General features: G+C 34.9%; 14 protein-coding genes. 3 read left to right on the top strand and 11 right to left on the bottom strand.

The window, feature by feature from the left end; translation table 11 throughout:
• From Q1J40_RS06465 to rpsL, 4 genes are all read right to left on the bottom strand, one after another.
• Nucleotides 1–184 (bottom strand): GTP-binding protein (locus tag Q1J40_RS06465; protein ID WP_301098109.1); only part of this gene is annotated, 184 nt, incomplete at its 3' end.
• Nucleotides 185–247: 63 nt separating this feature from the next.
• Nucleotides 248–2350, bottom strand: a complete 2103-nt coding sequence (gene fusA / locus Q1J40_RS06460) for an elongation factor G (RefSeq protein WP_301099234.1) — start codon at nucleotides 2348–2350, stop codon at nucleotides 248–250.
• 103 nt (nucleotides 2351–2453) lie between these two features.
• Complete coding sequence (rpsG, locus tag Q1J40_RS06455) at nucleotides 2454–2924, bottom strand: 30S ribosomal protein S7 (RefSeq protein ID WP_301099233.1); 471 nt, start codon at nucleotides 2922–2924, stop codon at nucleotides 2454–2456.
• A 139-nt stretch (nucleotides 2925–3063) separates the two neighbouring features.
• Entirely contained in the window at nucleotides 3064–3438 is a 375-nt protein-coding gene (rpsL, locus tag Q1J40_RS06450) for a 30S ribosomal protein S12 (RefSeq protein ID WP_301099232.1), read from the bottom strand.
• Nucleotides 3439–3628: 190 nt separating this feature from the next.
• Between rpsL and hemH the strand changes: the two genes are divergently transcribed.
• Both hemH and Q1J40_RS06440 read left to right on the top strand, forming a co-directional pair.
• A complete protein-coding gene (gene hemH / locus Q1J40_RS06445) occupies nucleotides 3629–4588 on the top strand; it encodes a ferrochelatase (RefSeq protein WP_301099231.1) in 960 nt (319 codons plus the stop codon).
• A gap of 135 nt (nucleotides 4589–4723) precedes the next feature.
• Entirely contained in the window at nucleotides 4724–6751 is a 2028-nt protein-coding gene (locus tag Q1J40_RS06440; protein WP_301099229.1) for a M13 family metallopeptidase, read from the top strand.
• 101 nt (nucleotides 6752–6852) lie between these two features.
• Here the strand turns inward: Q1J40_RS06440 and proS are convergent, their stop codons facing one another.
• Nucleotides 6853–8568, bottom strand: coding sequence for a proline--tRNA ligase (gene proS / locus Q1J40_RS06435; RefSeq protein WP_301099228.1), 1716 nt, complete (start codon nucleotides 8566–8568; stop codon nucleotides 6853–6855).
• Nucleotides 8569–8919: 351 nt separating this feature from the next.
• Here proS and acpP point away from each other — a divergent pair, with 351 nt between their 5' ends.
• Complete coding sequence (gene acpP / locus Q1J40_RS06430; protein WP_006249478.1) at nucleotides 8920–9150, top strand: acyl carrier protein; 231 nt, start codon at nucleotides 8920–8922, stop codon at nucleotides 9148–9150.
• An 88-nt stretch (nucleotides 9151–9238) separates the two neighbouring features.
• Here acpP and Q1J40_RS06425 read toward each other — a convergent pair whose 3' ends face one another.
• From Q1J40_RS06425 to Q1J40_RS06400, 6 genes are all read right to left on the bottom strand, one after another.
• Nucleotides 9239–10096 carry a phosphoribosylaminoimidazolesuccinocarboxamide synthase gene (locus Q1J40_RS06425; RefSeq protein WP_301099224.1) on the bottom strand — a complete coding sequence of 286 codons (858 nt, stop codon included), beginning with the start codon at nucleotides 10094–10096 and terminating at the stop codon, nucleotides 9239–9241.
• Nucleotides 10097–10686: 590 nt separating this feature from the next.
• Nucleotides 10687–11715 (bottom strand): hypothetical protein, encoded by a 1029-nt coding sequence (locus Q1J40_RS06420; RefSeq protein WP_301099223.1) that lies wholly within the window; start codon nucleotides 11713–11715, stop codon nucleotides 10687–10689.
• Nucleotides 11716–11777: 62 nt separating this feature from the next.
• Nucleotides 11778–13298 (bottom strand): glycosyltransferase, encoded by a 1521-nt coding sequence (locus tag Q1J40_RS06415; RefSeq protein ID WP_301099222.1) that lies wholly within the window; start codon nucleotides 13296–13298, stop codon nucleotides 11778–11780.
• Nucleotides 13299–13623: 325 nt separating this feature from the next.
• Nucleotides 13624–13902, bottom strand: coding sequence for a hypothetical protein (locus tag Q1J40_RS06410; RefSeq protein ID WP_301099221.1), 279 nt, complete (start codon nucleotides 13900–13902; stop codon nucleotides 13624–13626).
• A 260-nt stretch (nucleotides 13903–14162) separates the two neighbouring features.
• Nucleotides 14163–18863, bottom strand: coding sequence for a Mur ligase family protein (locus Q1J40_RS06405; protein ID WP_301099220.1), 4701 nt, complete (start codon nucleotides 18861–18863; stop codon nucleotides 14163–14165).
• Nucleotides 18864–19032: 169 nt separating this feature from the next.
• Nucleotides 19033–19928 (bottom strand): hypothetical protein (locus Q1J40_RS06400; protein ID WP_301099219.1); only part of this gene is annotated, 896 nt, incomplete at its 5' end.

Raw genomic sequence — 19928 nt, 5'->3', positions numbered from 1 at the left:
TGATACCACGCGCTTTTTCTTCTGGCGCATTATCGATTTGGTCAAATGCACGAGCTGCACCACCGAATTTTTTCGCTAATACAGTTGTGATTGCTGCTGTTAAAGTTGTTTTACCATGGTCAACGTGACCGATTGTACCCACGTTAACGTGCGTTTTTGTACGTTCAAATTTTTCTTTAGACATTGCTAATGTTTCCTTTGTTAAATTCCGTAGTGCAAAATACACTACGGATTTTTGAGTAATAAATTATTTTTTACGTGCTTCAATTACTGCTGCAGCAACACTTGAAGGAGCTTCAGCATATTTCAATGGTTCCATTGAATATGATGCACGACCTTGAGTTTGTGAACGGAGATCTGTTGCATAACCAAACATTTCTGAAAGTGGTACTTCAGCATTGATCTTAACAACAAACTCACTTGCTTCTTGGCCATTAACCATCGCACGACGACGGCTTAAATCACCAATTACATCACCAACATAATCTGGTGGAGTTTCAACTTCAACTTTCATAATTGGCTCAAGAAGAACTGGATTTGCCTTAGCAAACGCTGCTTTAAATGCTAAAGAAGCAGCTAGTTTGAATGCCAATTCAGACGAGTCAACATCATGGTATGAACCGAAGTGTAAACGTACACCAATATCTACTACTGGGTAACCTGCCAAAGGACCAGATTTAAGTTGTTCTTGAATACCTTTATCTACAGCAGGGATATATTCACCAGGAATTACACCACCTTTGATTTCGTTAACGAATTCATAACCAGGACCTTCAGGATCTAATGGATATAAGTCGATAACAACGTGACCATATTGACCACGACCACCAGATTGTTTTGCGTGTTTACCTTCAACATCGTTAACACGTGTACGGATAGTTTCACGGTAAGATACTTGTGGTTTACCGATATTCGCTTCCACTTTAAATTCACGTTTCATACGGTCAACGATAATATCTAAGTGTAACTCACCCATACCAGAAATAATTGTTTCGCCTGAATCTTCATCTGTGTGAACACGGAATGAAGGGTCTTCTTGTGCAAGACGACCTAATGCAAGCCCCATTTTTTCTTGGTCAGCTTTAGTTTTTGGTTCAACAGCTACAGAAATTACTGGCTCAGGGAATTCCATACGCTCAAGGATAATTGGCGCATCTAAAGCACATAATGTATCACCTGTCGCAACATCTTTTAAACCGATAGCGGCTGCGATATCACCTGCACGAACTTCTTTAATCTCTTCACGTTTATTTGCATGCATCTGTACGATACGACCAAAACGTTCACGTTTTTGTTTTACTGAGTTAAGAACTGTATCACCAGAATTAATAACACCAGAGTAAACACGGAAGAATGTTAAGTTTCCTACAAACGGGTCTGTTGCAATTTTAAATGCTAATGCAGAGAACGGTTCATTATCATCTGCATGGCGTTCACCTTCAGTTTCATCTAAGTTAATACCTTTGATTGAAGGAATATCAGTTGGTGCTGGTAAGAATTCGATTACCGCATCAAGCATTGCTTGAACACCTTTGTTTTTAAATGCAGAACCACAACAAACTGGAATAATTTCATTTGCAAGCACACGTTGACGTAATGCTTTTTTAATTTCTTCTTCAGTTAGTTCTTCACCAGAGAAGAATTTTTCCATTAAATCTTCAGAAGCTTCTGCAGCAGCTTCTACAAGATGGTTGCGCCATTCTTCACATGCTTCTGCCATATCAGCTGGAATATCTTCATAGGTAAATGTCATACCTTGATCTGCTTCATTCCAGTTGATAGCTTTCATTTTAATCAAATCAACTACACCCGTGAAGTTATCTTCTGAACCGATAGGTAGTTGTAAAGGAACAGCATTACCACCTAAACGAGTTTTGATTTGTTCAACAACACGTAAGAAATTTGCTCCAGTACGGTCCATTTTGTTTACAAATGCAACTCTAGGCACTTCGTATTTATTTGCTTGGCGCCATACTGTTTCTGATTGAGGTTGTACACCACCTACAGCACAGTAAACCATTACTGCACCATCAAGAACACGCATTGAACGTTCTACTTCGATTGTAAAATCTACGTGTCCCGGAGTATCGATAACGTTAATACGGTGTTGTGGATACTGTTGAGACATACCAGACCAGAACGCTGTTGTTGCAGCAGAGGTGATTGTAATACCACGCTCTTGTTCTTGTTCCATCCAGTCCATCGTCGCTGCACCATCGTGTACTTCACCAATTTTGTGACTTACACCGGTATAGAATAGGATACGCTCTGTGGTAGTTGTTTTACCTGCGTCGATGTGAGCACTGATACCGATATTACGATATAGCTCAATGGGAGTTTGACGAGCCATTATTATTACCTTATTTTATTTTTAACCTAATTATCAAATTAGTTATATAGTAAGAGGCTTCATCACAAACGTTGAGATGAAGCCCAAAAACATCAAAAGCTTATTACCAACGGTAGTGGGCAAATGCTTTATTAGCTTCAGCCATGCGGTGAACGTCTTCACGTTTCTTAACTGCCGCACCTTTGTTATCTGCTGCATCAGAAAGTTCGTTAGCTAAACGAAGTGCCATTGATTTGTCACCACGTTTACGTGCTGCTTCAACAATCCAACGCATTGCTAATGCGTTACGGCGAGTTGGGCGAACTTCTACTGGTACTTGATAAGTTGAACCACCAACACGGCGAGATTTAACCTCTACTGTCGGACGAACATTTTCAAGTGCAACTTCAAATGCATCCAAAGCTTCTTTACCAGAACGCTCAGAAAGCGTTTCTAATGCACTATAAACGATTGATTCAGCGATAGATTTCTTACCATCTACCATTAATACATTAATAAATTTTGCAAGCAATTCTGATCCGAACTTTGGATCTGGGAGGATCTTGCGTTGACCTACATCACGACGACGTGGCATTTTAATTTCTCCGTATAATAAATCTTCAGGATATCCAAAACTCATCTTAGTGCGAACATTGTCGCATTTTGACTGGAGTTTATGGTTTAAATAGTTAAATAACTAAGTTAGACGTTTGGCCTTACTCAACGGAGAACCATTAAGATTTAGGACGTTTTACGCCATATTTAGAACGTGATTGTTTGCGATCTTTTACACCTGCGCAGTCTAATGCACCACGTACTGTGTGATAACGCACACCTGGTAAATCTTTAACACGACCACCACGGATCAATACAACACTATGTTCTTGAAGGTTGTGACCTTCACCACCGATGTAAGAAGTAACTTCAAAACCATTCGTTAAACGAATACGGCATACTTTACGTAATGCTGAGTTTGGTTTTTTAGGAGTTGTAGTATATACACGAGTACATACACCACGTTTCTGTGGACATGCTTCCAATGCAGGAACGTTACTTTTTACAACCTTTTTCACACGCGATTTGCGTACTAGCTGGTTGATAGTTGCCATTAATTAAGCTCCAGTTAAAATTAAAAAAATACAAATTGCCTCTCATAAAAGAGAGGACGGTAAATTTTAGGCGACTAATTACCCAATGTCAAGAGTAGAATAGAGTTGCTAACATGACCTCTTACTTTAATAAATGGCACCAATTGAATTTATTTTTTATAATAAAGCTCCGATAAACTGAGGAAATACTATGTTAAAGCCTAAAATAGGTGTTCTCTTAAGTAATTTAGGTACGCCAGATGAACCAACACCAATTGCTGTTAAACGTTACTTAAAACAATTTTTAAGCGATCCAAGAGTGATTGACCTTCCTAAAGGGAAGTGGTTGCCTATTCTTAATTTTATTGTATTACCAAGACGTTCACCCACAGTTGCCAAAAATTATCAGTCTGTTTGGGGAACTGATGGCTCACCTCTTTTAACTATTTCTCGTCAACAACAAAAGGCTATTCAATCCTATTTTGATCAGCAAGATAAAGATTTTATTATTGAATTAGGTATGACCTATGGAAACCCAAGTATTGATCAGGCGATGAAAAATCTTTTAGCTAATAAAGTTGATAAAATCATTGTACTTCCACTCTACCCTCAATATAGTTCAACTACAACTGCCCCAGTCTTTGATGCTTTTGCACGAAGTCTAACGCACTATAAAAATATAGTCCCTTTTGAATTTATTCATAATTATTACGATCATCCACTTTATATTAATGCTCTCGTTAATTCTATTAAGCTAGAACGAAATGAGTTCTTGGTATTTTCTTTTCATGGCATTCCTCAACGTTATGATGATGAGGGTGACTACTATGCCTATCATTGTCGTGAAACTGCTCGCTTAGTTGCCCAATCTCTCAAATTAGAAGATCATCAATGGTGCATCGCATTTCAATCTAGATTTGGAAGAGAGGAATGGCTAAAGCCTTATACTGACATCATATTACAAGAATTACCTAACAAAGGTATAAAAAAAGTAGCAGTAATTTGTCCAGGATTTTCTACTGATTGTTTAGAAACATTAGAAGAAATTGCCGAAGAAAATAAAGAGTATTTTTTATCATCAGGCGGTGAACACTACCGTTATATACCTGCATTGAATGATAATCCCGATCATATTGATTTATTAACTAATTTGATCGAGGGAAAATGTTGAACTATATACAACAAAATAGTCAAAATAAGCAAAAAAATAAGCGGTAGGATCACTCGTTTATTATGCAAATATTATGCAAAAAAACCTTTATATCTAACCGCTTGTACGATTACAAATCAAAAATAAGGAAAGAATATGAAGACGCCTATATTATTTTCATTTGTGGCCTGTGCAGTTGCTCTTGCAGCTTGTACCCCTAAAACCTATCACAGCACATTAACTGAAGGTATGGATCCACTTGTAGCTCCTCAACAAGATTTTTACCGTTATGTTAATGGTAAATGGATGGATTCTGCCAAAATACCTGATGATCGTACCTCTTGGGGAACATTAGCTGAATTAAATGATATGAATGAAAGACGTTCTTTGGAATTATTACAAGCGGTGATTTCCGATCCAAAATTTGCAAATGATGTAAAAGCGCAACATTTAAAAGCTTTATATCAAACTTATACTGATTTAGATGCCCGTGAAAAATTAGGCTTAGCACCAATTCAAGCCGATCTCACAAAAATCGATCAAATCAAAACCTTTAGTGATTTAGAACGTTATATTATTGAAGAAACTAAGCAAGGTAATGAAGTTTTATTTGGTTGGTCAGTATTTGCTCATTTAAAAAATTCTCGTCAGAATGCTATCTATTTTAGCAATAGTAGCCTTGGTTTAAGCAAAGATTATTTTCAAAAAGATACGGCTGAAAATCGTAAGGTGTTAAAGCAATATCAAAATTTCGTAGCTAAAATGCTAAAATTTGCTGGAGTTACAAATACTGAAAACAAAGCAAAAGCAATTGTAAATTACGAAAAAGAGATTGCAAATACGCTCTTTACTAATGAAGAAAGCCGTGATGTTCAAAAACACTTTAATCCAATGACAATGAAGCAATTTGCTTCAGCAAGTAAAAATATCAACTTAGCAAACTATCTCAAGGAAGTGGGGGTGAATACAGACGAAGTCATCGTATGGGAACCTAATTTCCTTAAAAAATTTGATATCTTGATTAACCCTAAGAATCTTTCAGTTATCAAAGATTATTTACGTTTTCAAACCATATCAGGAGCTGCCTCCTATTTAACTAAAGCGTTAGATGATGCAAGTTTTGATTTCTATGGTAAAACACTTGTTGGTCAGAAAAAACAGAGAGAGATTGAAAAACGTGCATTACGTTTAGTTAACAGTAATGTTGGTGAAGAATTTGCCCAATTTTATGTGAATAAATTCTTTCCTGAAACGGCAAAACAAAATTTATTAAATATTGCGAATTATTTAATTAAGGCTTATCACAAGCGTATTGATAATCTCACTTGGATGTCTGAAGAAACCAAGCAAAAAGCACGAGAAAAATTAGATAAATTTATTGTCGAAGTGGGTTATCCAAATAAATGGAAAGATTACAGTAGTTTGAATTTGAAAGATGTAGCACAAGGCGGTTCGATTTATACGAATCTACAAGAAATCGCAAAATGGAATTACCAAGATGCTCTAAGTCGAGTTGGGCAACCAGTTGATTTAAACGAATGGGGAATGTTACCACAAGTAGTTAATGCCTCTTATAGCCCATTAATGAACCGTATTGTTTTCCCTGCGGGAATCTTACAACCGCCACTTTATGATGTTGAGGCAGACCCTGCGGTAAACTTCGGGGCAATTGGTGCTATTATTGGCCATGAAATTACTCATGGTTTTGATGATAGTGGGTCACGCTTTGATGGCGATGGTAATTTAAAAGATTGGTGGACGCCAGAAGATCGTAAAAAATTTGAAGCATTAGCTAATAGACTGGTTGAACAATTCAATCAATTTGAAGTCGCTCCACATGTTTTCGTCAATGGACGTTTTACTTTGGGTGAAAATATTGCTGACTTAGGTGGATTAAGCATTTCTTATGATGCACTTAAATTGTATGAAAAAGATCATGGTGTCACACCAAAAATTGAGAATTTGACGCCAGATCAACGCTATTTTATGAGTTGGACTCGCTCATGGCGTAATAAAGCGACTGTGCAAGCACTTTCTCATCAAGTGAAAAGTGATCCACATGCACCGGGACAATTCCGAGCATTTGCACCGATCTTAAATATCAGTGGATTTCATAATGCATTTGGTACTAAAGAAGGCGATGCGATGTATAAACCAATTAATGAACGTATTCAAATTTGGTAAAAGCTTGACTCGTAATATACGTAAATAACAATCGGGCTTGTGAAACACTCTTATTCACAAGCCCGATTTTTTAATGACAACAAATAGTTAACTAAGTTAATTTATTTTTTAATCTTTTGAGCAATAAAATCAAATAAAGTATCTTTTGAGATCATTTCTTTTTCGCCTGTACGACGGTTTTTGTATTCGATCTCACCTTTATCTAGATTTTTCTCACCGATAACTAGCATATGTGGAACACCGATTAGCTCCATATCTGCAAACATCACCCCCGGACGCTCTTTACGATCATCAAAAATAACTTCTACACCTTGAGAACGTAATGTTTTATATAAATCTTCCGCAAAAGCTTGTACTTTTTCTGATTTATGCATATTCATTGGCACAATTGCCACAGTAAATGGTGCAATTTCATCAGTTGGCCAAATAATTCCACGATCATCGTGATGTTGTTCAATCGCAGCAGCAACAACACGAGTTACACCGATACCATAACAACCCATAATCAGTGTTTGTGGGCGTCCATCTTCACCTTGAACGGTTGCTTTCATTGCTTCTGAATATTTAGTCCCTAGTTGGAAAATATGTCCAACTTCGATACCACGTTTAATCAGTAAGGTACCTTTACCATCTGGGCTTGGATCACCCTCTACCACATTACGTATGTCTGCAACTTTTGGTAACGCAACATCTCTTTCCCAGTTGATATTGAAATAGTGTTTACCATCAATATTTGCGCCAGCAGTAAAATCGTTCATAATCGCGACACTTCTATCAATAATCACTGGAATGTCTAAATTCACAGGACCTAATGAACCAACGCCTGCACCAATTTTAGCTTTGATATCTGCTTCATCGGCAAATTCAAATGGCTCTGCAACTTCAGCAAGTTTAACCGCTTTAATATCATTTAATTCGTGATCACCACGTACAACTAACGCCACTAAAGGATGTTCTGCCAAAGCACCTTTTACAATTAAAGTTTTAACCGTTTTCTCTGCAGGTACATTAAATTGTTCAACTAGTTCAGCAATAGTTTTTGCATTAGGCGTATCAATCAATTGCATTTCTTGCGTTGGTGCTTGACGTTCACCTACTGTAATAGCTTCTGCTAATTCAATATTAGCTGCGTAATCAGACTCTGTTGAGAATACAACATCATCTTCTCCGCTCTGTGCTAATACTTGAAATTCATGAGAAGCACTACCACCAATTGAACCCGTATCAGCAGCAACAGGGCGAAAATCCAATCCTAAGCGACTAAAAATATTGCTATAAGTTTGATGCATCACATCATAGGTTTCTTGTAATGATTCTTTTGTTACATGGAATGAATAAGCATCTTTCATTAAAAATTCACGACCACGCATTACTCCGAAACGAGGACGAACCTCATCACGGAATTTAGTTTGAATTTGATATAAATTTAAAGGTAATTGTTTGTATGAACTGACTTCACGACGTACAAGATCAGTAATCACTTCTTCATGAGTTGGGCCTAAAACAAAAGGACGATCACCACGATCTTTAAAACGTAATAACTCAGGACCGTAATCTTCCCAACGTTCAGATTCAATCCATAAGTCAGCAGGCTGAACCACCGGCATTTCAACTTCTAACGCACCACTTTTGTTCATTTCCTCACGGATAATATTTTCAACTTTCTTTAATACACGTAAACCTGTCGGTAACCAATTGTATAACCCTGATGCAAGCGGTCGGATCATCCCCGCTCTTAGCATTAATTGATGGCTAACGACTTGAGCATCGTTTGGCGTTTCTTTCAATGTAGAAAATAAATATTGGCTCGTACGCATAGTTTTCCCTATTTGTTTTAATTAAATTCAGTAATATAAAAATGACGTTTATTCTAAATCAAAATAGAAAAAATCGGCAAAAAAATTATGATTTACCAAAAATTTAATCTATCCTACCGCTTGTTTTCACGAAATTGTGATGTTCGTCAAAATCCACTATGGATAAACCCTATTCATAATGATAAAATCAACATCGCTTTTTCGCTCAATTGATGGGCGAGACCACTAAGAATTTAGCTGTGTGAAAAAGCAAGGCTAATTTGACATCTCATAAAATAGTTGAATTTATGCCAATTTTCTTTACACTACTCAACTCTCGCACTTAGGCGAATTTACAATAGGAAACAAAAAATGAGCATTGAAGAACGCGTAAAAAAAATCATTGTTGATCAACTTGGCGCAAAAGCAGAAGACGTAAAACCTGAAGCTTCTTTTATCGAAGATTTAGGCGCTGATTCTCTTGATACCGTTGAGTTAGTAATGGCTTTAGAAGAAGAATTTGATATTGAAATTCCTGATGAAGAAGCTGAAAAAATTACAACTGTTCAATCTGCGATTGATTACGTTCAAAACAATCAATAAGATTTATTTATAAGAGGTAGTCAGTTACCTCTTTAGTTCATTTTATGAAAAGCAAAAGGGATCATAATGATCCCTTTTGCTTTTTTTGCTATTTAGTTAATAAATCCAATGCTTCTTGATATTTAGCAACAGTTTTCTCAATCACATCGCTTGGTACTTTCGGGGCTGGAGCTTGCTTGTTCCAACCGCTATTTTCCAACCAATCACGTACAAACTGCTTATCAAATGATGGTGGGTTTGTACCTTCTTGATAAGTATCAACCGACCAAAAACGGCTTGAATCAGGCGTTAAAACTTCATCCATTAAAGTTAATACGCCGTTCTCATCTAAACCAAATTCAAATTTGGTATCGCAAATAATAATGCCTTTAGTTAGCGCATAATCTGCCGCTTCTTTATAAAGAGCAATAGCTGATTCTTTGACTTGTTTAGCTAAATCTGCACCGATTTGACGCTCACACTCTTCGTAACTGATATTGATATCGTGGTCACCCACTTCTGCTTTACTTGATGGAGTAAAAATAGGCTCTGGTAATTTACTTGCTTCAACTAAACCTTCTGGCAAAGCTAATCCACAAATAGCCCCTGTTTTTTTATAGTCTTTTAAGCCACTACCTGTTAAATAACCTCTCACAATAGATTCGATTTTTACTGGTGTTAAACGCTTACATACAACTGCACGATATTGAATAGCTTCCGCTTCTTCTTTTGGTAACACATCAAATACTGAATCACCAGTAAAATGATTAGGCATAATGTGTGATAATTTCTTAAACCAGAAATTAGAAATTTGAGTAAGGATTTCACCCTTACGCGGAATAGGATCATCTAAAATCACATCAAAGGCAGACAAGCGGTCAGTTGCGACCATTAACATACGTTTTTCATCAATTTCATAAAGATCACGTACTTTCCCAGAGTAAATTTTTTTAAGGCTGATTTGCATATTAGTATCCTATGGATTATATAAAAATGAAACGATGCCATTATACCAAAGTTACGCAAACGTTTGCGATAAATTAATAAATCTAGCGAATAAATCGTACCAATAAAATTGGTATTTATTATTCAATGAATATTACATCAATATTAAGTTCTCTATCTATATGTTTATTAAGGCATTAGAATGATATTGAGAAGAGGATAGACGAGGTGAAACGCAAATAAAACATAATATGGAGATTATTTATACTTCAAAATTTGAGAAGAGATTAAAACTAGCAGAATAAATCGGTGCTGAAGCACTACTTGAATTAGCTATTAGGTATAGTGCTGGTATGGGGGTATAAAGAAATAATGCACAAGCGGTAACTTAATTTCGGAAATATGCAAAATAAGGGCATACAGAGGCACAATTGCATCTAGGACGAATATATAAAATAGGGGATGGGCTTAAGCAAGATATGGCAACAATCCTATAAATTCTTTGTAGAAGATCAAACTTAATCTGACAGGCATGCTATTTTAAATGGGAAAATACCAGATTAGATCTGCTCTTCTCTGGTAAATTCTATTTTAGCTAGCATGCTGTAAAGCTTACAACTCTATCTCCATACATTTTCTTAACTCTTCCGACTGTTGCTCTTCAGATAAGACTTTAGATACAGCACGTTTAACAGCACGCCATATATAAGGATTTAGCTTAGGATCTTTCTGATCTTTCTCTTTCCAGCCATACCTATCCCAGCCTTTTAATTTAGAAACATGATTGCTTTCAAAGTTTAATTCATCAAATAAAACCTTTATAAATCGAGTACCATAGGCTCTATTATCCTGTAGTACAGATTTGTTGTTTGAATAGGTAATCGTATCTAAATCATTAGGGACAGTAAATGTATCATTTTGATCGATTAATCTGAATAGTCTTGTCCAAAACTTACTAGCGCCATAGCTTGAATCCATGACTTCTAAAAGCTCTTCCTTAGTCTCTGGTAATACTTCTTCTTCACCTGTTCCTTCTTTAATTAATGACTCAGACCATCTTGCCGTCCCCTCTGATAACCAGCTCTGTTTAAACATCATTGCACTATTTTGATAAAGATGAAAAAGCTCATGAGCTGGCGTTACATTTTTAATAGCATTAACCTTATTGCTTATTTTCATACCAATAAAACAATTAGAAAGGCCTAATTCATTATTTGTTACAACTTCATCATACGCTGTACCAAAAATTTTATCTGAATATTCAATGGTAATATTTATAAACTTAGCCTTATCATAGCGTTGGCTAGATAAAGGATCTTCTAACATTAATACATTCTGAAATAATTGATTTGCTACGGTTAATTGACTATGAACATTAATAAGATTGTCTTTATTAATAAAACTTAGTTCATTCTCTTCTAATCCGGCATCTTCACCTTCAACGGAGAACTTAAAACTTGAGTTTATACCATTGAAACTTAAAGATTTTCTTTTAGTATTGAATAAATGGCACTTACCATATGCCAATCCTTCTCTATCTAAAATAGAGATCTCCTTACTATTAGCTACTACTTGGTTTTCAATATTTGAGACACCAAAGAGGTTACCGGATAGAACAAAAAGAGCTGTTACTAAAAACATATCCAAAAAAGCCTTTAATCTAGATATATCTAATTTTTATCAAAACTGAAAATCATGTAACTTTACTTAGTTATTTTTTCAATAAAACTCTGCCATACAGGAGCAATATTATCGTCACTAAAACGTTGTGAGCTCTCATAAGCATTTTTTGAAAACTCAGCATTCAAACTTTCATCCTTTAATACTTTTACAATTTTATCCACAAAAGCGGACTCATCATCTCTGTCTATTAGATAACCATTTTTTCCATCATCTATCATTGATGAAGGCCCATAACGAATATCATTTGCTATTACTGGACAACCACACGCTAGACTCTCCATCACCACAAGCGGAAAACCTTCATATTCACTGGTCAAAAGTGACAACTTAGCTTCCGAAAATTTCGCATAAATATCTTTAGAAAAAGGGTTTATAGAAATATTCTCTTCCATATTTAGATCTTTAATAAGTGACTCTAGTTTACTTTTCAGTGGACCATGTCCATATAGATCTAGTGTTGCAGATGGCAATCTTTCAACTACTTTTGCAAAAATACGAATCATTAATTCATGATTTTTTTCTGGACTATAACGCCCCACAGCTATGACTTTATTAGTTATACGGCTATCAAATGGTACTTTTTGAGGAAAATCATTAACAACATGAGGTATACAATACGTATTATCATACTCACCAAATCTTTTGACAATATCATATCTTTGCTGTTCTGTGAGTATAATCAGACCATCAATATCTCTTATATTATTCAAATAATAAGCATAACTACGCAACCTACTTTGAGGATTTGATAGACCCTGTAAATGATAACTATGTATAATCGGATAAATTTTTAAATTTGGGATTACTCTATTGTCCATTCCATCAATTAATCGTACGTTTCTATCAACTATGACATTAACCTGTTCATTTTCACTGTATTTATTAAAGTAAAACTCTAATAGAAACTTGGTAAAATCTTCTTCTTCATTAAAGACTTTAGTTGGTCTACCTACCTCGTCAGTAACAGTAATTCTGTCAACTACATTCTCTCCATTTTTATGGCTATAGAACTTTTGAAAACACAGCGTCCCATCAGCACGATAGAAAAACTCTGACACCCTCTCTCTTGTTTTGCCAGTGGTGAAAACACATACTCTTGATAAGAAACCTGTGGGATCGAAGTTATCTAACCTATATATTTCTCCATTATCATCATAATAATGTATGTAAGAGATTAATCCAGTCTCAAGGTTGTAAAACTTAGTGAAAAGTTTTTTTTGATTCTGAGTGATCTGTACTCTAGGTTCAGTAAGATTTTCAATTGGCTCCAGATAACTTATAGCTTTAGTTACACTTTCAGTCTGATAGAACTGATATAAATTAACATGTTTAAAAGAGTCTGGGATTTTCTTTAGCGCCTTAAGTTCCTCAACTATAGACTCTGTATTTAAATTATAAGCCATAGTCAAAAATACAGGTATAATATTGAGTTTTTCAATGAATATCTTACTTCTCTTAAGTGCAGAGCTTTCAATCCCAGTATAGTTTTTTCCAAGCCTATTATTAAGAAAGATAAAATGATTGTTTTTTAAAAATGCCATCTCGCTGTCCCTTATTTTTTCTAATATCACCGTCACAGGTGTTCATATCTAATTTCCCAACAAACCATATATTCGGTTTGGCTCAATACTAAATCTATTATTACCTAATTATTAAAAATTAAGTCTTGCTTCATAATAAGAATCTACATGATCAAAGTCACGCCATCCTTCAGCTTTTGGCAAAGCCATTGGATTTATTTCTGAAAATGTTTCACCATCTCCAAAAAAAGGTCCATATCTTCATCTTGAAGATTAAGACTATTTTTTAAGTCAGATCTAAATTGACATCCTTGAGCAAATAAGAATAAACCAACACAAACGTTAGCTACTTTTCTTTAATAAAAGCTTCTCTATCGCTTTTTATTCGCACCATGTCATTCTTATGACTGGTTATACTCGTCCAGCGACATAAATCAGAACATTTTTGAATATAAATATCATCTACTGAAAAATCATAGATCTTATCTATAAGAGTGTCAACTATATGGATAATGGCATGCCTATATTTAGGTAAGCCAGATAACCCCTCCAATACTGAATGACCAATACTATAACTTTGGTTCAAGCGGGCAACTTTTACATCAAACCCGGGAACTAAACTCAAGTCAATATCCGGCGCACACTTTCTCTCAATACAATAACGAAATCAGCTTTATCTCTAATTTTTTCATATAATTTTAAAATATGTATCCATAGAGACTGCCTTTTCAAAGAAATAAATACAAGGAACTTTGTTACAGTCTCTGCTTACATTTGTGGGCTTTGCACTCACTAACTAGGAATAACAACCCTAAATGCTCTCTCATTATCCATTTTATACCCTACATATTTTGCTGTTATATTAATTTTGTAATGATAGGTGAGTTACTTATTCGTAAACTCAGTCATTATCCACTCGGATAGGTCAATACATTCTTTTCTATTAGCTGCACCTAGAACGACACTTATATAGCTTTTATCATCTTTGACCCAGTAATTGACCAAATTCGTACCCACTCCTTTTAAGTTACTATAATTAATACCTTTAACATTTTCGAATTTATGCACCAGCCTATTAGGATTATTAATCACATGTCCTTTATATGTATACTGTTTTTTATTACACATATTACTAATTTCAGAATAATGTGCTATAAACTCCTCTATTAGTTTTAGACAATCATTAACAGTGGTATAAGCATCTCTAGTTAAGCCAGAACAGCTAGCCCAATAAGTATCCATTAACTTTAACTGGCTAGATTTGCTGTTCATTTGATCAATAAAAGATTGTTCATTACCTGAATGCCAACAAGCAAGTACATAGGCCGCCTCATTCGAACTTGAAATAATCATAGCTTCAAGAAGTTCAATAAGAGCCACTTTTTGCTCATCATAAAATATGTGGTTATTGAATTTTTTATTTAGATCATCAGGTATAGAGATTTGTGTTGCATTAATATCCAGCCCCTCATCTCTTACCTTGTCCATAACAAGTATAGCAGTAACAATTTTTGCCAAACCGATAGGGGATGTTATTTTATTACCATTTATCACCTTTAAAATTCTTTTACTTGTCAAAGAACCATTTTTAGAGCCAAACTCTGCTATTAATATAGAAGACTCTGTTGATATACCTGTAAGTGGCTTATCTTCAGTTTGATCTTGAGTATAATTGCTCATTGCAAATTCAGATAAGGCAAAGCAACTTTTACGATTTTCAGCGCATAGAACAATACTTAAGTAATGATATTTATCATCGATCCAGTAATTAATTAAGCTTGAACCTATGCCTACAATATTTCCTGTTTTTAAACCTTGCACCCTTTTATCTTGATGTATTAAGCGGTTTGTATTTTTTAATACCTTTTTACCTCTTTTAAAAAACTTGTATGAACAATATTTACTAATTTCACTATAATCACTGATGAAGGTTTCTGCTATTTTAAGTAGATCGTTTGCTGTTGAGTAGGCCTTACTGCTAAGCCCTGAACTACTAGCCCAATAGGTTTTTTCTAAACCTAAGTTAATTGACTTTTGATTCATTACTTCAACAAACTCTTTTTCACTACCTGAGTGCCAAAGCCCCAGTGTATACGCTGATTCGTTAGAGCTAATAATTAAGGTTGCTTTGATAAGCTCAATTATTGGGACAACTTCATTTCTTTCAAAAACCTTATAGGCCTCACTACTTCCTGGCAATAGATCTATAGGGAATTTTATCATTGTTTTAAATGGATCAATTTTATCTTTTTTCAACTTATCCCAAACTATCATCAAAGTCAGTAACTTAGCGAGTGATGCTGGAACTTTAGCCTCATTTGCTCTAACTGTAGCTAATGTACTTCGTTCAGTAACTTTATTATTTTTTAATGAGAATTTTTGTACAACAAATGCTGCTTGATTTGTAAGACTATTAATTATCTTACTAGATACTGGTTGTTCCTCATTTTTCCCAAAAAGTGTATCCAACCCGACACCATGAGAAGCTTTAATCAAAACTGAATCATGATCATTAATAATATTTGATAATTGTTCAGCTAAAGAATTCCTATCCCTGAAATGATGTACCACTTTACCTAATTGCTTAAGAATGTCTTGTAATTCTGAAACTAACTCTCCAACTAATATAATTTCTCTAAAATCAACGTTTTTAATATCTGGAACTAAATTTAAGTGATATTGTTGACTATTATCACCAAGCTCTAACATATCACCTAGAATTAATAGCTTGCTCTGAGCCGGTACATCAACTTCTGAGAAACCTCTAAGAGCTGCTTGCATAGACAATGGGTTAGCATTATATGCTTCATTATATAGGGTTATCTGCTTACCTTTATAATTAATTCTGGATACTTCTCCACGACCTTCAATAGCAGTAAAAGTATTTAGCTTATTGATTACTTTAGAAAGATCTAAAGACTTATGATTAGCAATAGCTAAAACCGCCATTGCATTAAGTACCATATGCTTACCGATTGAGGACATTTCTAAAGTATATATCTGATCCCCTATTCTAATCTTTGCAGTTCTCGATACATAGTCAATTAGACGGATGTTAGACTCATGATGCTCACCATAGGTAATGATATTAAGACCATGCATTTCTGCCTTTTCTGCGATTAGGTTATATTGTTCAATATCACGGCAAATGATAGCTAATTCACCTGGCTTCATACCTTCAAAAATCCGTGCTTTTTTAATAGCTACCATATCTAACGTATTATGATATTCTAAGTGAGCTGCTGCAATATTCGTAACTACAGCGATATTAGGTCGTGCTAATTCAGTGTTTAAAGCCATATTACCAATAGACATCTCAAGTACCCATGTTTTAGCAGTTTGTGACATAGAAGCCATATTCCAAGCTATTCCAATAGGTAAATTGGCACTGCCTTTTGTCTGAGCAATCTCACCTTGAATTTGTAAAGTATGTGCTAACATAGCTACGGTAGTTGTTTTACCCGCACTACCTGTTACACCTATTACATCACCTTGATAATACTTCCTACTCCACTTACCAATATCTAAAGTTGCTTGCCTAACATTTGGAACATACAATACAGGTATACCAAAATCTAAGTACTCTTTTTCATCATCGGTAATGATTGCTCCTGCGTTTTTTAGAGTAAATGATTTGACCGCAACTTTGGGAAGATACCCCCTCTCCATATTTTTACCCCGCGCGACAAGTAAACATCCCTCCTTAAAACCACCAGGGTGAATACAAAGCCCCGTTGCTGTCCATCCTTTTTTGGGACTAACTAGCCAACGTCCTCTGGTAGCTTCTTCTAAAGCTAACGGTGTTAAGACTTGGGCATCGTCTAAGATCTTACGATTAGTCTGATTAGCTGATTTAGGGTAATTTTGTAATGCTAATAATGTATGATAAGCGACCCAGCCAGACAAATAATGCTGAACATCATCAATGCGGACTCTAAATGCATGGTGACGAATAAAGCAACCATGCAAAATAGTATTAGGTTCCTTATAAAACATAGCCATTTCTGGGAAGAAATAACCATTTACTAGATAATTTGCCCGTGTATGTAAAGCTTCATAGAAATCTGCTACATCGAATCCTTCTAATACATCCTTATGCTCAGGATGCTCGTCAAGTTTAAGTAACATTTTATGAAATGCCATACTTAATTCTAACAGTGTAGGATAAGTAGTTATCCTATTTTTGATAAAGTCAGTGAAACCTTTAACATTATTGACAGCAAACTGGAAGTATCTTTTCTCTGGTCTATAAATAACCATCTCATTAGTACAATACGATAACCAATGGTCATGAGCTCCATTATGTCCAGATCCTGACTCAATAAAATAATCAAACGCTTTCTCTACACAATCAATCCAACGTTCATCTTTATCAATACCATATAAACGCATCAAACCAAATACAGCTTCACCATCATAATAGATAACATGACTTTCCGAAACGATGTCTAAAGTATCCGCATTTAAAACGTGAACAAATTGACCAGAAGGTTTTTGCATTGCAAGAATGCCATTTGCTAACTTTTTGCTAAGTTCTAAAAACCTTTGATTATATTTAGAATCTTTAAATACTTGAATATATTTGACTAACGCCAATATATATACCGCATTTGCACCTAGCTTAATTGTATTATTAATCTCTAATACATAAGCCCTATCATCAGAATAATATTTGACAGCGTTGCTCTCTAAATACAGTAAAGCGGACTCAATCTGAGTAGAAATATACTCAAGCTGCTTTGTATTTGTTTTATTATCACGGCAAAACTGATACCCTTCTATTAACGAATAGATACTACTTGCATGACGTAATGTGTTATATGTTTTAATATTTCTACCAAAACAAGGAAAATAACCATATTCAAAACATCCATTATTTTTTACTTGATTCGCTAGATATTTAGTTGTATTACTTATCAAATTCTCTGTAAATTTTTGAGTTAATAAAGGTATTTCACGATGGCCATGACGTCTTGGTAAGGTACATAACGTCTCAATCTCTCCAGTTTCAACATCATAAAAAATTCCAGATGTTTGAAAAATCAATATCTGAGTATTGTTATCTAAATTAGGCCAATTATTACTACTATGTCGTGAATTAAAGTATTTTTTAAAATTTTTAATGTTTACTTGAGCATAGGGTATATCTGAATCTGGGTAAAGGCAGGCGTTGGCATTAAGCTCCATCTCAGTGAGTAAGCACCATGGTTTAGTTTTTCCTCTAAAAGCAATACCTGAGCGAAAATAATTACGTTTATAACCTTTAAGCTCTTTTTCAAACTCATTCCACAGTAACTCTTTTTCTTGTGTAACCCACTCTAATCGTAACCACTTTAAAGGGTTTTCGAATTGGCTAGTTGCCCATTTCAATTTGTTTAAAAGTATTTCTAGAATGTGCTGTCCATCTTCTTCAATCATATCGTCTTTACTCATAGTAGGCGTTATGACTTTTGCACGCTTATATCCATCTGAGATGGACACAATTAACGTATCTGCTAATTGTCCTTCACGATTTGTATTTTTCCAGTGTTTATAAAAATCTGAAAAATGGTCTTTTAAAAATAATTCTAAGTTTTTAGCGTTCATTTTCTTCTCGAATATTCTAATAATATTGTATTTAAATATTTTTTAGCACCTTATCATTATTTAATATTTTAATGAATACTAAATAGGTAATAATTTGAATTAACCTATAAAAAACGCCCTCATTACGAGAGCGTTTTTTTTAAAGTTATGTACTTATCAAGTACTCTAATTAGATAACGAAGAACGTATCTTGGATATAGACTGTCTCAATATGTCCATCAGCAGCAGTCGCTTTATAGACATTATAAGTATGTGTTTCACCTGTTGGATCTTTAGCTTGTACATTTTGTTCAGCAAGACTAAATTCACCAAGGTTTGGTTTAACATTGTTCATACCGTTATAGTTATACACTTTATTATTACCACCTAAGTCGATAGTATTTAGTTTATAACCATTCAGATCGGCAACATTAGAGTTGATAAATACTGTATCTAACGTATCTCCTGACTGAGTTAAATCAGACAAAGTTAAATTAAATTGATTTCTTTGACCAGCATTCACACCGCCTTGAGTTCCATCAATCTGAATCAGCTCAATATTAGCAGTAGTCAAGTTATTAACAGATGCTCCATCATGGAGTTGTGCACCATGATAATAAAGAATATCTAGACCATCACCTCCATCAATAACCGATCCTTTACTACCGACGTTAACAGATGCCGCAAAATCAGTAGGAGCGTCAGCATCACGTTTACCTAGATGAATAATATCATCTCCAGCACCTGTGCTAACTTTGGTACCATCACTAACACCAACTAGCCATAATAAATCTTTACCATCACCAGTAGTGATTGTCGATTTAGTTACTGCAGCATTGACAGTTAAGTCGTTATCACCATCACCTAAGTTAATGGTTGAACCATTCGTTACCTGACGATTAATGTAGACTGTATCGTTGTCAGCTCCTGCTGTAATAGTAGAGTTATCAACTGTTCCATATTGTCCACCTTGGCTTTCTAAGGTACCACCAATATTCAAGACATTATTACCATCTCCAAGATCAATAGAAGAGTGATTTACAACGTCTTGTAAGACCTTAACAACATCTTTATCGTTGGTCGTAT

This window comes from Otariodibacter sp. (assembly GCF_029256985.1).
Classification (GTDB): domain Bacteria; phylum Pseudomonadota; class Gammaproteobacteria; order Enterobacterales; family Pasteurellaceae; genus Otariodibacter.
Note: the sequence above shows the minus strand (reverse complement) of the source record. Positions and strands in the feature narration are given on the sequence as shown.

Coding starts and splice junctions, on each gene's coding strand:
- Q1J40_RS06440 (WP_301099229.1), top strand. CDS start 4,724: ATGAAGACGCCTATATTATTTTCATTTGTGGCCTGTGCAGTTGCTCTT.
- Q1J40_RS06425 (WP_301099224.1), bottom strand. CDS start 10,096: ATGCAAATCAGCCTTAAAAAAATTTACTCTGGGAAAGTACGTGATCTT.
- Q1J40_RS06405 (WP_301099220.1), bottom strand. CDS start 18,863: ATGAACGCTAAAAACTTAGAATTATTTTTAAAAGACCATTTTTCAGAT.
- proS (WP_301099228.1), bottom strand. CDS start 8,568: ATGCGTACGAGCCAATATTTATTTTCTACATTGAAAGAAACGCCAAAC.
- acpP (WP_006249478.1), top strand. CDS start 8,920: ATGAGCATTGAAGAACGCGTAAAAAAAATCATTGTTGATCAACTTGGC.
- Q1J40_RS06415 (WP_301099222.1), bottom strand. CDS start 13,298: ATGGCATTTTTAAAAAACAATCATTTTATCTTTCTTAATAATAGGCTT.
- rpsL (WP_301099232.1), bottom strand. CDS start 3,438: ATGGCAACTATCAACCAGCTAGTACGCAAATCGCGTGTGAAAAAGGTT.
- fusA (WP_301099234.1), bottom strand. CDS start 2,350: ATGGCTCGTCAAACTCCCATTGAGCTATATCGTAATATCGGTATCAGT.
- rpsG (WP_301099233.1), bottom strand. CDS start 2,924: ATGCCACGTCGTCGTGATGTAGGTCAACGCAAGATCCTCCCAGATCCA.
- Q1J40_RS06420 (WP_301099223.1), bottom strand. CDS start 11,715: ATGTTTTTAGTAACAGCTCTTTTTGTTCTATCCGGTAACCTCTTTGGT.
- hemH (WP_301099231.1), top strand. CDS start 3,629: ATGTTAAAGCCTAAAATAGGTGTTCTCTTAAGTAATTTAGGTACGCCA.